This is a genomic window from Shinella sp. Sh6 (assembly GCF_055392685.1).
Genome location: NZ_AP044005.1, coordinates 610,038 through 621,746, shown reverse-complemented (window position 1 = coordinate 621,746; position 11,709 = coordinate 610,038). Strand labels below are relative to the sequence as shown.

12 protein-coding genes are annotated in these 11,709 nt (G+C 69.1%); 2 read left to right on the top strand and 10 right to left on the bottom strand.

Annotated elements, in window-relative coordinates; genetic code table 11:
- Positions 1–129 precede the first annotated feature (129 nt).
- From ACZ5TO_RS02905 to ACZ5TO_RS02885, 5 genes are all read right to left on the bottom strand, one after another.
- Positions 130–858 (bottom strand): HAD family hydrolase, encoded by a 729-nt coding sequence (locus ACZ5TO_RS02905; protein WP_464799478.1) that lies wholly within the window; start codon positions 856–858, stop codon positions 130–132.
- A 10-nt stretch (positions 859–868) separates the two neighbouring features.
- Positions 869–2,185: a lipid IV(A) 3-deoxy-D-manno-octulosonic acid transferase gene (gene waaA / locus ACZ5TO_RS02900; protein WP_464799477.1), complete on the bottom strand. Its 1,317-nt coding sequence runs from the start codon at positions 2,183–2,185 to the stop codon at positions 869–871.
- Between the two features lie 93 nt (positions 2,186–2,278).
- Positions 2,279–2,515 carry a DUF4170 domain-containing protein gene (locus ACZ5TO_RS02895; protein ID WP_184146535.1) on the bottom strand — a complete coding sequence of 79 codons (237 nt, stop codon included), beginning with the start codon at positions 2,513–2,515 and terminating at the stop codon, positions 2,279–2,281.
- A 113-nt stretch (positions 2,516–2,628) separates the two neighbouring features.
- Positions 2,629–3,435 carry a 3'(2'),5'-bisphosphate nucleotidase CysQ gene (locus tag ACZ5TO_RS02890; protein WP_464799476.1) on the bottom strand — a complete coding sequence of 269 codons (807 nt, stop codon included), beginning with the start codon at positions 3,433–3,435 and terminating at the stop codon, positions 2,629–2,631.
- A gap of 4 nt (positions 3,436–3,439) precedes the next feature.
- The gene (locus ACZ5TO_RS02885; protein WP_464799475.1) at positions 3,440–4,786 is read right to left on the bottom strand and encodes a TldD/PmbA family protein; all 1,347 of its coding nucleotides are present in this window, start codon (positions 4,784–4,786) and stop codon (positions 3,440–3,442) included.
- A gap of 107 nt (positions 4,787–4,893) precedes the next feature.
- Between ACZ5TO_RS02885 and ACZ5TO_RS02880 the strand changes: the two genes are divergently transcribed.
- Positions 4,894–6,687, top strand: a complete 1,794-nt coding sequence (locus tag ACZ5TO_RS02880; protein ID WP_464799474.1) for a monovalent cation:proton antiporter-2 (CPA2) family protein — start codon at positions 4,894–4,896, stop codon at positions 6,685–6,687.
- Positions 6,688–6,723: 36 nt separating this feature from the next.
- On the opposite strand, the gene ACZ5TO_RS02875 is transcribed toward ACZ5TO_RS02880, so the two are convergent.
- The 3 genes from ACZ5TO_RS02875 to ACZ5TO_RS02865 are packed head-to-tail and all read right to left on the bottom strand — an operon-like array spanning position 6,724 to position 10,016.
- Positions 6,724–7,590, bottom strand: a complete 867-nt coding sequence (locus tag ACZ5TO_RS02875) for a patatin-like phospholipase family protein (protein WP_464799473.1) — start codon at positions 7,588–7,590, stop codon at positions 6,724–6,726.
- A gap of 26 nt (positions 7,591–7,616) precedes the next feature.
- Entirely contained in the window at positions 7,617–8,177 is a 561-nt protein-coding gene (rsmD, locus tag ACZ5TO_RS02870; protein ID WP_464799472.1) for a 16S rRNA (guanine(966)-N(2))-methyltransferase RsmD, read from the bottom strand.
- Between the two features lie 6 nt (positions 8,178–8,183).
- Positions 8,184–10,016 (bottom strand): pseudouridine synthase, encoded by a 1,833-nt coding sequence (locus tag ACZ5TO_RS02865; RefSeq protein WP_464799471.1) that lies wholly within the window; start codon positions 10,014–10,016, stop codon positions 8,184–8,186.
- A gap of 70 nt (positions 10,017–10,086) precedes the next feature.
- Between ACZ5TO_RS02865 and ACZ5TO_RS02860 the strand changes: the two genes are divergently transcribed.
- On the top strand, positions 10,087–10,530 hold the full coding sequence (locus ACZ5TO_RS02860; RefSeq protein ID WP_464799470.1) for a nucleoside deaminase: 444 nt from the start codon (positions 10,087–10,089) through the stop codon (positions 10,528–10,530).
- Here the strand turns inward: ACZ5TO_RS02860 and ACZ5TO_RS02855 are convergent.
- Positions 10,527–11,015, bottom strand: coding sequence for a GNAT family N-acetyltransferase (locus tag ACZ5TO_RS02855; RefSeq protein WP_184146517.1), 489 nt, complete (start codon positions 11,013–11,015; stop codon positions 10,527–10,529). The two genes, ACZ5TO_RS02860 and ACZ5TO_RS02855, sit on opposite strands and share 4 nt — an antisense overlap.
- 42 nt (positions 11,016–11,057) lie before the next feature.
- Positions 11,058–11,669: a hypothetical protein gene (locus ACZ5TO_RS02850; protein WP_464799469.1), complete on the bottom strand. Its 612-nt coding sequence runs from the start codon at positions 11,667–11,669 to the stop codon at positions 11,058–11,060.
- Between the last annotated feature and the right edge of the window lie 40 nt (positions 11,670–11,709).

Below are 11,709 nucleotides of genomic sequence, written 5' to 3'. Positions count from 1 at the left end.
TCCCACGGGCTTGGTGTCCCAAAGGTGCTGCGGTCTCTCATCCGCCACCGCAATCGGCAGTACAACGCCAATCCCGGGCAAAGGGAAGTTACAAAGGTGCCGGCAGGCGGATGAGGGGCAATCCCGGCCTCACTCCGCCGGTACGCCCGCCCCGGTGAAGAGCGGCACGAGCTCGGTGATGTCGTTGAGGCAATAGTCCGAGGCGGCGGAGAGGGATTCGCGCGAGCCGGTGCCGGTCAGCACGGCGACGGTGAGGCCGGCGCCGGCGGCGCGGCCCATGTGCAGGTCGTGGTTGTTGTCGCCGACGACGGCGACCTGGTGCGGCTCGAGGCCCGTCGCCGCGCAGAAGCCGAGCACCATGCCGGGCTCCGGCTTGACGCCGAAGCCGCTGTCGTAGCCGGCGACATAGTGCAGGTAATCGGCAAAGCCGAAGCGCTGCGCCGTCGCGCGGATCGAGGCCTCGTTGTCGCTGGAGGCCACGCCGAGGCGATAGCCGCGGGCATGCATGGTGGCGAAGAAGCCCGCAAGGTCCGTGACGGCGACGGCAAGCGCTGCGGAATTGGCGAAGAGCCCGTCGAAGAGTTCGGCCAGCGCCTCGACCGAAAAGGGCGCGCCCGCGGCGACCAGCCCCTCGGCGATCTCCACCGTGTTGCCGGCGGCCAGCAGGCTGTCCGGCGTGACATAGCCGGTGTCCGGGTCCATGCCGCCCGCGACCAGCAGGCGGCGCGACAGGTCCTCGTCGCCGCCGGCGGCGATGCGGGCGAGCTCGTAGTTCACCGGCACCCAGCTCCTTGCATAGTCGAGGAGCGTTCCGTCCTTGTCGAAGAGGATGCCGGAGATCGTCGCTGCCTCGGTCATGGCTGCTCCTTCAGGAGGTCTGGCGCGGATGGAGCCGCGCCTTCACGGTAAGCGGGTTGATATAGGGCTCCAGCCCCTTGACGGTCGCGCGCAGAGCCCCGCGCATCTCCTGCACGGTCTCCTGCCCCGCGTCGATCATCTGGCGGCGCATCTCGTCGTGGTTGAGGAGATAGTGCACGCCCTTGGCCAGCATCTCGACGTCGCGCACCATCTTGGCGCTGCCGTTGCGGGCGAGCTGCTGGTAGGCCTCGCGGAAATTCTGCACGTTGCCGCCCGAAAGGATGGCGCAGCCGAGCATGGCCGGCTCCAGCGGGTTCTGCCCGCCTTCGGCGAAGAGCGAGCGGCCGACGAAGGCGATCTCCGTCATGCGCAGGTAAAGTCCCATCTCGCCGATCGTGTCGCCGAGGAAGATATCCGTCTCGGGCGTCAGCGGCTCGCCGGAGGTGCGGCGCACGACCTTGAGCCCGCGCGCGGCGAGCATGTCGGCGACGGCATCGCTGCGCTCGGGATGGCGCGGCACGATGATGGTGAGGAGGCCGGGCGTGCGCTCCTTGAGGGCGCGGTGCACGTTGCCGGCGGCCGCCTCCTCACCCTCGAAGGTGGAGATGGCCGCCCAGGTGCGCCGGCCGGCGATCTGGTCGAGATAGGTTTTCAGCACCACAGGATCGGCGGGCGGGGCGTCCGTATCGACCTTGAGGTTGCCGGAGACCATGACGGGCAAGGCGCCGAGCGTGCGGAAACGATCCGCATCGATCTCCGACTGGGCGATGACCAGCGCGAAATTCTCGAAGAGCGCGTCGGCGAAGGCATGGCGGCGCTTCCAGCGCGGGAAGGAACGGTCGGAGATGCGGCCGTTCACCAGAACCTGCGGGATATGGCGCTTGCCGAGCTCCAGGATGGTCATCGGCCAGATTTCGGACTCGGCCATGATCGCGAGGTCCGGGTGCCAGTATTCGAGGAAGCGGCTGATCGCCGGCTTCAGGTCGAGCGGCACGAACTGGTGGATGACGTCGGAGCCGAGCCGGTCGCGCACCACCTTGGCCGAGGTGACGGTGCCGGTGGTGAGCAGCACGGCGATGCCGCGCCGGCGCACTTCCTTGACGAGCGGCACGATGGAATTGGTCTCGCCGACGCTTGCGGCATGGAACCAGACGAGCGGGCCGGCCGGCCGCTCGACGCCGGCCACGCCATAGCGTTCGCGGCGGCGGGCGCGGTCTTCCTTGCCCTTGGCTGCGCGCAGCGCGATGTAGGGGCCGACGACCGGATAGAGCGCGACGCCGCCCCAGCGGTAAAGCGACAGCGCTAAACGGGCGAGCCGGCTGCTCATGGGCAGGGCACCTTCGTCTTAGCGCTCGGGCGGTCGAGGATCATGGGGTCCGGTCTTTCTGTCCGGCGCGGAAAGGCCGCGCGGGACGGACGGTCAGCCGTTCTTCGGGTCCAGGAGACGGTGCATGTGGACGATGAAATAGCGCATGTGCGCATTGTCCACGGTCTGCTGCGCCTTGCCCTTCCAGGCGACGAGGGCGCTGGCGTAATCCGGGTAGATGCCGACGATGTCGAGCTTGTCGAGGTCGCGGAACTGGACGTCCGTGAGGGTCTTCAACTCGCCGCCGAAAACGAGATGGAGAAGCTGTTTCGGTTCGATCGATTCGGTCATGTTTCTCTCTTTTGTTCTTGCGCAATTCCGGAGGGGAAACCGGGTCCCACTTTCCCGGGAATTGCCTGTTATGCCGATTTCGGCAGACGGTTTGCGGTATTCCGCGGGAAAGGTCAATGGCCGGAAAGGTGCCGCGCGGCCTCGACAAGCCCGGAAAGCCGGGCGCTGCCCGCCGCGCACAGCGTCTCGTGGCTGACGGTCGGCCGGTTGTAGGAAAGCGGGGCGCCGTCGAGCGTCACGAGCCCCCCGCCGGCGCGCGAAAGGATGAGGTCGGCGGCCGCCAGGTCCCAGTCGTGCGAATTGCGCTTGACGAGTGTGGCGTCGATCCGCCCGTCCGCCACCATGGCGAGGCGGTAGGCGAGCGAGGGCACATGGGAGATGCGCTGGACGCCGCCCGCCATGTTCGGTTCGAGGCCGTGCGCCATGTCCTCGGCCGCGGCGATGCGGATCGGCCGGCCGGCATCCGGCTCGCTTGCCGAAACGGGCCTGCCGTTCTTGAGGGCGGGCCCGTCCGCGGCGGCGGTGAAAAGCTCGTCGAGCGAGGGGGCGAAGAGCACGCCCGCCACCGGCCGGCCGCGATGGACGACCGCCGCGCTGACGCACCAGATGTCCTTGCCGGCGATGAAGGCGCGCGTGCCGTCGATGGGGTCGATGACGAAGACGGTCTCGCAGTCGAGCCGCGCCGCGTCGTCGTCGGTCTCCTCCGAGAGCCAGCCGTAGTTCGGCCTTGCGGAGAGCAGTTCCTTCTTGAGGATGTCGTTGGCGGCGAAATCGGCCGCGCTCACCGGCGAGCGGCCTTCGTTCTTCCACCAGACTTCCGGCCCCTTGCGGAAGAAATCGAGCGCCCTTGCGCCGGCAAGCCGCGCCGCGCCGGTAAGAAGATCGAGATCGGCGGTCCAGGCGGCAGCGGCATCGGGCATGGTCTTACTTCCCGGCCAGCGTCATGCCTTCGACGGCGAGCGTCGGGGCGGCCACGCCGAAGGAACGGTCGATGTCGTTCGCCGGCGTGATGCGCAGGAACATGTCGGCAAGGTTGGAGGCGACGGTGACCTCCGAGACGGGGAAGGTCAGCTCGCCGTTCTCGATCCAGTAGCCCGACGCGCCGCGGCTGTATTCGCCCGTCACCATGTTGACGCCCTGGCCGATCAGTTCGGTGACGTAGAAACCGTTACCGACGGAGCGGATCAGCTCTTCCGGCGAGATGTCGCCCGGCTCCAGCGCGAGGTTGGTCGAGGCGGGCGTCACGGACGTGCCGCCGCGCACGCCGCGGCCGTTCGTCGTAAGGCCGAGTTCGTTGGCGGTGGAGGTGGAGAGGAACCAGTGCTGCAGCACGCCGTCCTCGATCATCGCGAGGCGCCTGCCGGTGACGCCCTCGCCGTCGAAGGGGCGCGAGGAGGGGCCGCGCACGATCAGCGGATCGTCGGTGACGGAAAGGCCGGCCTTCAGCACCTGCTTGCCCATCCTGTCGCGCAGGAAGCTGGTCTTGCGCGCGACGGCCGCGCCGTTGATGGCGCCGGCGATATGGCCGGCAATGCCGCGCGCCACGCGCGGGTCGAAGACGACCGTGACGTTCTTCGCCGTCGGCACCTGGCGCGGGTTGAGGCGGCGCACCGCACGGGCGGCGGCCTCGCGGCCGATCTCCTCGCTTGCGCGCAGGTCCGCGAAATAGAGCGCCGAATCGAAGTCGTAGTCGCGCTCCATCTTCGTGCCCTCGCCGGCGATCACGCTGACGGAGCGGCCGAAGCGGCTGGCGCTGTAGGCGCCGGAAAAGCCGTGCGAGGTGGCGAGCACCAGCCCGCCCATGCCGGCCGAGGCGCCCGCCCCGCCGGAATTGGTGACGCCGGAAACGGCAAGCGCGGCGGCTTCCGCAGCAAGCGCGGCTTCCGTCAACTGGTCGGCGGAGACTTCGGTCGGGTCGTAAAGCTGAAGGTCCGGCCAGTCCTTCGCAAGGTCGGCTTCGGCGGCGAGCGTCGCATAGGGGTCCTCCGGCGAGGCCTTGGCCATGGCGACGGCGCGCTCGGCGAGCACCTTGAGGTCGAAGCCGGGATTGGCCGAGACGCTGGCGACGCGCCTGCCGACGAAGACGCGCAGCGAGAAGTCGTCGCTCTCGGAGGCTTCCGTGCCCTCGACCTTGCCGAGCCGCACGCTGACGGAGGAGGAGCGGCCCCGCACGACCACCGCATCGGCCGCGTCGGCCCCGGCCTCCCTCGCCCGGTCGATGAGCTCGCCGGCGCGCGCGAGAAGGCTTGCGGTTTCGATCGTCTCAGACATGACTTGGCCTTTCTTTGCTGCCCCATTTATTGTGCACCGTGACGGGCATCAAGGGCCACGCGCCTTTTTTGCCCTGCCACCGGCCCGAAGCATGGTAAGCCTTCCCGATGACCTATACCCACAGCTCCTACAACGAAGTGCTCCTGATGCTCGGCGGCGCGCTTCTTGCCGCCCCGATCTTCAAGCGGCTGGGGCTCGGCACCATTCTCGGCTACCTCGCCGCGGGCGTGGTGATCGGCCCGATCCTCCACCAGATCCGCGACGGCGAGGAACTGCTGGGCGTCGCCGAGCTCGGCGTCGTCTTCCTGCTCTTCCTCATCGGGCTGGAGCTGAAGCCATCGCGCCTCTGGGCCATGCGGCGCGATATCTTCGGCCTCGGCATCGCGCAGGTGACGGTCACCGGCCTCATCCTTGCCGGGCTTACGCTCTCCTTCGGGCTGGAGGAATGGGACGGGGCGCTCATCATCGGCTTCGGTCTCGCGCTTTCCTCCACCGCCTTCGCCATGCAGATCCTCGACGAGCGCGGCGACATCAACACGCGCTACGGCCAGCGGGCCTTTTCCATGCTGCTGCTGCAGGACCTCGCCATCGTGCCGCTGCTCGCGCTGATCCCTCTCCTTGCCGAGCAGAAGCCGGAGGACACGACCAGCGCCTTCGAGGATTTCGCCATCGCGCTTGCCGCCATCACGGCGCTCCTCGTCGCCGGCCGCTACCTGCTCAACCCGCTTTTCCGCGTCATCGCCCGCACCGGCGCGCGCGAGGCAATGATCGCCGCCGCGCTCTTCGTCGTGCTCGCCGCCGCCATGCTGCTGCAGCTTGCCGGCCTCTCCATGGCCATGGGCGCCTTCCTTGCCGGGGTGCTGCTCGCCGATTCTTCCTACCGCCACGAATTGCAGGCGGACGTGGAGCCTTTCCGCGGTATCCTGCTCGGCCTCTTCTTCATGGCCGTGGGCCTGTCGCTCCATCTCGACGACATCTTCTCGCACTGGCTGACGGTGCTGATCGCAACACCCGCCGTCATGCTGATCAAGAGCTTCGTCATCTACGCGCTCTGCCGCCTCACCGGCTCGCCGCACAACGATGCGGTGCGCATCGCGCTCGTCCTGCCGCAGGGCGGCGAATTCGGCTTCGTGCTCTTCACGGCGGCGGCGGCCGGCGGCATCTTCTCCAACGGGCTCGCCTCGCTGCTGATCGCCGTCGTCACCATCTCCATGGCGCTGACGCCGATTGCCGCCGCGCTCTCGCGCTTCCTCCTGGTCGAGGACCCGGAGGAGGAGATGGAGGAGGACTTCGAGGGCGCGGGGGCGGACGTGCTGATGATCGGCTTCTCGCGCTTCGGCCAGATCGCCGCGCAGATCCTGCTGGCCGGCGGGCGCGAGGTGACCATCATCGACCATTCGACGGACCGCGTGCGGCAGGCGGCGAATTTCGGCTTCCGCATCTATTTCGGCGACGGCACGCGCAAGGACGTGCTGCGCGCCGCCGGCATCGAGCGCGCCAAGATCGTCGCCATCTGCACGCAGGGCAAGGCCGCGACGGACCGCATCGTCGACCTCGTGCAGTCCGAATATCCGAACGCCACGCTCTTCGTGCGCTCCTACGACCGGGTGCACACGCTGTCGCTGCGCGCCCGCGGGGTGCAGCACGAGGTGCGCGAGACCTTCGAATCCGCCCTCGTCTTCGGCCGGGAGACGCTGGAGGAACTGGGCGTGAAGCCCGACGACGCGCTGGCCATCAGCGACGACATCCGCCGCCGCGACCTCGCCCGACTGGAGCTCCAGGCCGTCGAGGGCATCAGCGCGGGACGGCACATGCTGCATTCCAAGCCGGTGAGCCCCGAGCCGCTGCTGAAGCCGAAGAAGAAGACGCAGAGCGAGGCGGAGGAAGAGGAGAGCGCTTGAGGGGTAGCGTCTGCCGCGCCCCCTCTGCCCTGCCCGCTACGGCAGCGCAGAGAACGCGGCATCGAGCGCCCGCTTCAACTCTTCCCGCACACCGGCGGAGGCCGCCAGCACCTCTTCCGCCTTGATGAAATCCATCACGCGGAAACGGCCGACCTCCGGGCGCAGGTAGATATCCGGCGCGCCCTTCTCCAGCTTCAGCGCGACGATGGAGCGCATGGTGAGCTGGGTGGCGCCGTAGAGGCTGTCGATGCCGTTCGGCACTTCCGCCGTGCCGGCGGGCGGCTGGCCGATGACGTCGATGCCGATGGCGATATCCGCCTTGCCGGCGAGATGGTCGAAGGGCACGGGGTTCCACAGGCCGCCGTCGATCATCACCCGGCCGTCGAGGAGCACCGGGCGGAAGATCGCGGGCAGCGCCGCGGAGGCGGCAAGCGCCGGCAGGAGCGGCCCCGCCTCGCAGACGCATTCGCACTGGGCGTAATAATCCGAGGCGATGACCTTCAGCGGGATTTCAAGGCCCTCGAAGGTCTCCGGCAGGCGCTCCGGCAGGAAGGCCTTCAGCACCCGCTCCAGATTGAACTGCCCGAGGCGGAAGCCGCCCGCCACCATCTCGGAAAAGCCGGCCGGACGCAAGCTCCACAGCCGGTTGGCGATGTGGCGCGGCTGGCCGATGGTCGCCAAAGTATGCTCGCGGATCTCCCGGCCCGACATGCCCGCCGCCATGGCCGCACCGAGGATGGCGCCGATGGAGGCGCCGGCGATCAGCACCGGGCGGATGCCGAGCTCGTCCAGCACCTCGATGACGTGGATATGGGCAAGACCCCGCGCCCCGCCGCCGCCGAGCGCAAGGGCGACCTTCGGGCCGGAGGGCCGGCGTTCAGGGGATACGAGGGCGTCGGTCATCGCGGACCTCCTCGGGCGGGCGGAACTCAGCCGGCCCGGTAGCGATAGAAATGCATGCGCGTATCGCCGAAGGTGCGGACCTCGAGGGGCTCGAAACCATCGACGGCGGCAGGCTGAATATCGGCGCGCTCCTCGAGGATCGCAAGGGCGCCGCCGACGAGGAAGCCGCCGCGCGCCGCCGCATCAAGCGCCTTCTCGCCGAGACCCTTCGCATAGGGCGGATCGGCGAAGAGGACATGGAACGGCTCCATGGTGCCGACCGCGCCGAGCGCCGTCGCATCGCGCCGGAATATCTTGGCGCGGCCGATCACGCCGAGCGCCTCGATGTTGGAATGGAGAAGCCCCCTGCCCTCGACGCCCTGCTCGACGAAGAGCACGGCGCGCGCGCCGCGCGACAGCGCTTCGAGGCCGACCGCGCCGGTGCCGGCGAAAAGGTCGAGCACGCGCGTGCCGTCGAGCGCGCCCGGATAGGCGTGGGAGAGGATGTTGAAGAGGCTTTCGCGCGTGCGGTCCGAAGTCGGGCGGATGGCGTCCGACTTCGGCGTTGCGAGCGCGCGGCCACGGAATTCACCCCCGACGATCCGCACGGCGCGTTATTTCCCCTTGCCGCGCGGACGGCTGCCGCCGGCCGGCCGGCCACCGCCGGGCCTTGCGCCGCCGGGTTTGCCACCGGAGGGACGACCGCCCGGCTTGCCGCCGAAGGATTTTCCGCCCGGTTTTCCGCCGAAGGGTTTCCCGCCGAAAGGTTTGCCGCCGTCGCGGCGCGGCGGGCGGTCGCCGAAGGAGCGTTCGCCTTCCGCGCGCGGCTTGCGGTCGCCGCGGGGCGGACGGTCGCCGAAATCGCGGGGTGCGCGCTCGTCGCCGGCGCCGGAGCGCTTGCGGGCGAAGCCGCCGCGGCCGCCCTCGTCGCGGTCGCGCTTTTCCGGCTCGGCGGCGCGAATCCACTCGCCGTCCTCGTCGCGCGTCTTCAGGATGCGCGGCTTGTCGTCCCTGCCGCCGGCGGGTCCGCGGGCGCCGGCCTTACGGTCCGGGTCGAACTTCTGGGCCGAGCGGGTGAGCGCGCCCTCGGCGGTGCGGCCGTAGCGCTTGGTCTTCGGCGCGCCGTCCGGGCGCTCGCGCGGCGCGCGCTTTTCGCCTTCGGCGGCCTCGGCCTTCTTCTCGGCGACCGGGCGGGCGCCCGGGGCCATCCAGACATTGGACTTGCGGGCGCGCCCGCCGGGCTCGCGCTTGGGCCGGGCCTCGAAACGATCGTCGTCGCGGTCATGGCCGCGGTCGCGCGGGCCCCCGCGCGGCTTGTCGGAGAAACGGTCGTCGCGCTTCGTATCGAGGCGCGCGCGGGCGTTCTCGCGCCGGTCAGCCGGCTTTTCGCTGCGGGCGGGCCGGTCGTCGCTGCGGGGCTTGCGCGCAGGCGCCTCCGCCTCTTCCTCCTCGGCCTTGCGGTCGAAGAGCGGGGCATCGAAATTCGCCCCGGATTCCTCGATGAGGCGCGGGCCGAGCTGGTCGCGGAGCGTGCGGCCGCGGATCTCCTGGGCATGGCCCTCCGGCAGTTCGCCGAGCTGGAAGGGGCCGTAGGAGATGCGGATCAGGCGGTTCACGTCGAGGCCGAGCGCGCCGAGCACGTTCTTGACCTCGCGGTTCTTGCCTTCGCGGAGGCCGAGCGTCAGCCAGACGTTGGAGCCCTGCACCTTGTCGAGCGTCGCGTCGATGGCGCCGTAGAGCACACCGTCGACGGCGATACCCTCTTTCAGCTTGTCAAGGTCGGCCTGCTCGATCTTGCCGTGGGCGCGCACGCGGTAGCGGCGCAGCCACCCCGTCGTCGGCAGCTCCAGCATGCGGGCAAGGCCGCCGTCGTTGGTCAGCAGCAGCAGGCCTTCGGTGTTGATGTCGAGGCGGCCGATGGACATGACGCGCGGCAGGTCCTCGGGAAGGTTCTCGAAGACGGTCGGGCGGCCTTCCGGGTCGGCATTCGTCGTCACGAGGCCGGCGGGCTTGTGGTAGAGCCACAGGCGCGTGCGCTCGATGCCGCGGATCGGCGCGCCGTCCACCTCGATATGGTCGGCGAAGGTGGCGTTGAGGACGGGCGTGTCCAGCACCTTGCCGTTCACGCTGACGCGGCCTTCCATGATCATGCGCTCGACGTCGCGGCGCGAGGCGACGCCCGCCCGGGCAAGCAGCTTGGAGATGCGCTCGGGCGCAAGCTCCGCGCCGGCGGTGCTCGGCTCGGGCCTTGCAGGCCGGGCCGGCCTTGCCTCGCGCACGGGCTTGCCGTTGCCGGCGGAGGGCTTTCCGCCGAACGGCTTCTTGCCCGCCGGCTTTCCGGCCGGGAAGGATTTCTTGCCGGCGGCCGCCGATGCGGCGCCACGCGGCTTGGTATCGCGGCCCGAGGGCTTGGCGCCCGGCCGTTTTGGCTTGTCTTTGGATGTCATTTGTGCTGCCTGCGTTTTGCCGTGTCCTATCAGGTCAGGCGTCCGGGGTTAAGAGGAATTCGTGCCGGTCATGACAAATCGCTTCATGGAGATCGCGCTTGCCGAAGCCCGCGATGCCGGCGCGCGGGGCGAGGTGCCCGTCGGCGCCGTCCTCGTGCTCGACGGGAAGATCCTCGCCCGCGCCGGCAACCGCACCCGGGCGGAGAACGACGTCACCGCCCATGCCGAGGTCGCCGTGATCCGCGAGGCCGCCGGAAAGCTCGGGCAGGAACGGCTGGCGGGCGCCGATCTCTACGTGACGCTGGAGCCCTGCACGCTCTGCGTCGCCGCCATCTCCTTCGCCCGCATCCGCCGCCTCTACTATGGCGCGGAAGACCCGAAGGGCGGCGCGGTGGACAATGGCGTGCGCTTCTTCGCGCAGCCGACCTGCCATCATGCGCCGGACGTCTATTCCGGCATGAGCGGCACCGAGGCGGCCGGAATTCTCAAGGATTTCTTCACCGAACGGCGCTAGGCCGTTTCCGCGAAGCGCTTCAGCTTCTCGCCGGAAAGGCGATAGCGGATCCATTCGCCGTGGGGCTCGGCGCCGATCGCGTCATAGACGCGGATGGCAGGCGTGTTCCAGTCGAGCACGCTCCATTCGAAGCGGCCGCAACCCTCATCGAGGGCGATGCGGGCGAGCGCACGCAGCAGCATCTTGCCGACGCCGCTGCCGCGATGGTCGGGCGTGACATAGAGGTCTTCGAGATAAAGGCCGTTCTTCGCCTGCCAGGTGGAATAGGTGTTGAAGAAGACGGCGGAGCCGGCCGGCTCGCCCGTCTCGGTCTCGCAGATCAGCGCCCGGCTCACCGAGCCCTCGCCGAAGAGCGAGGCGGCGACGGTCTCTTCCGTCGCGGCGACCTCGTGCAGGGCCTTCTCGTAATCGGCAAGCTCGCGGATGAAGCGCAGGATGATGCCCGCGTCGGCGACACTCGCCGGACGGATGCGGTAGCTCGTCATGAGGTCATCCCTTTGCGAACGGAAAGCGCCTGCGGCGTCAGGTCAGAACGGCCACCAGGAGGAGCCCTGCTTGGCGGCCTTCGCCTCCTTCTTGCGGCGGCGCTCCTTCTGCTTTTCCGGCTCGCCGAGATCGGCCTGCGCCTCTTCCGGCATCTTGCGATACTCGACCGGCGGATCGCTCAGGTAGCGCCGCTTGTCGGTATAGGCGCCCATCTGCAGGCGGCGGGCCTCACGATAGGCCTCCGTCTGCTCGGCCGTGGAAAGCTTGCGGTTCGTCGCGTTCTGCGTGACGAGCGGCGAGCGGTAGTTCGGGTCGTCGCGCTTCTCGTCGGCCTCGGTGCGCAGGCGCTCGCGCATGTCCTCGGGGCTTTCCAGCCATTGCGGATTGTCCTTGCCGGCAACGGAATCCTGCGGCGTGACGAGCGCCGTCTGGTCCTTCGGCACGACGAGCTTGCCGCGCGGCTGGTAGCGGATCTTCTTGGCTTCGTCATTGCCCGGCTGGATCATGATGGCGTTGCCGAGATCATCGACGAGCTGTTCGCCGGCGGTCTTGTCGGTGCCGTAGGTCGGGCCCATGCAGCCGGTCAGCAGGAGGCTTGCGCCGAAGAGGCCGAGAAGGCCGGTTCGTACCCGAATATTTCGCGTCATTCCCATGAACACCCTTCCAGCAGAGCCGGCACGCCTAAAACTAACG

Excerpts from the sequence above, each read along its gene's own strand:
- ACZ5TO_RS02885 (WP_464799475.1), bottom strand. The coding sequence starts at position 4,786 with ATGTCTGAGACGATCGAAACCGCAAGCCTTCTCGCGCGCGCCGGCGAG.
- ACZ5TO_RS02905 (WP_464799478.1), bottom strand. The coding sequence starts at position 858 with ATGACCGAGGCAGCGACGATCTCCGGCATCCTCTTCGACAAGGACGGA.
- ACZ5TO_RS02895 (WP_184146535.1), bottom strand. The coding sequence starts at position 2,515 with ATGACCGAATCGATCGAACCGAAACAGCTTCTCCATCTCGTTTTCGGC.
- ACZ5TO_RS02890 (WP_464799476.1), bottom strand. The coding sequence starts at position 3,435 with ATGCCCGATGCCGCTGCCGCCTGGACCGCCGATCTCGATCTTCTTACC.
- waaA (WP_464799477.1), bottom strand. The coding sequence starts at position 2,185 with ATGAGCAGCCGGCTCGCCCGTTTAGCGCTGTCGCTTTACCGCTGGGGC.
- ACZ5TO_RS02880 (WP_464799474.1), top strand. The coding sequence starts at position 4,894 with ATGACCTATACCCACAGCTCCTACAACGAAGTGCTCCTGATGCTCGGC.
- ACZ5TO_RS02855 (WP_184146517.1), bottom strand. The coding sequence starts at position 11,015 with ATGACGAGCTACCGCATCCGTCCGGCGAGTGTCGCCGACGCGGGCATC.
- ACZ5TO_RS02875 (WP_464799473.1), bottom strand. The coding sequence starts at position 7,590 with ATGACCGACGCCCTCGTATCCCCTGAACGCCGGCCCTCCGGCCCGAAG.
- ACZ5TO_RS02850 (WP_464799469.1), bottom strand. The coding sequence starts at position 11,669 with ATGGGAATGACGCGAAATATTCGGGTACGAACCGGCCTTCTCGGCCTC.
- ACZ5TO_RS02865 (WP_464799471.1), bottom strand. The coding sequence starts at position 10,016 with ATGACATCCAAAGACAAGCCAAAACGGCCGGGCGCCAAGCCCTCGGGC.
- ACZ5TO_RS02860 (WP_464799470.1), top strand. The coding sequence starts at position 10,087 with ATGACAAATCGCTTCATGGAGATCGCGCTTGCCGAAGCCCGCGATGCC.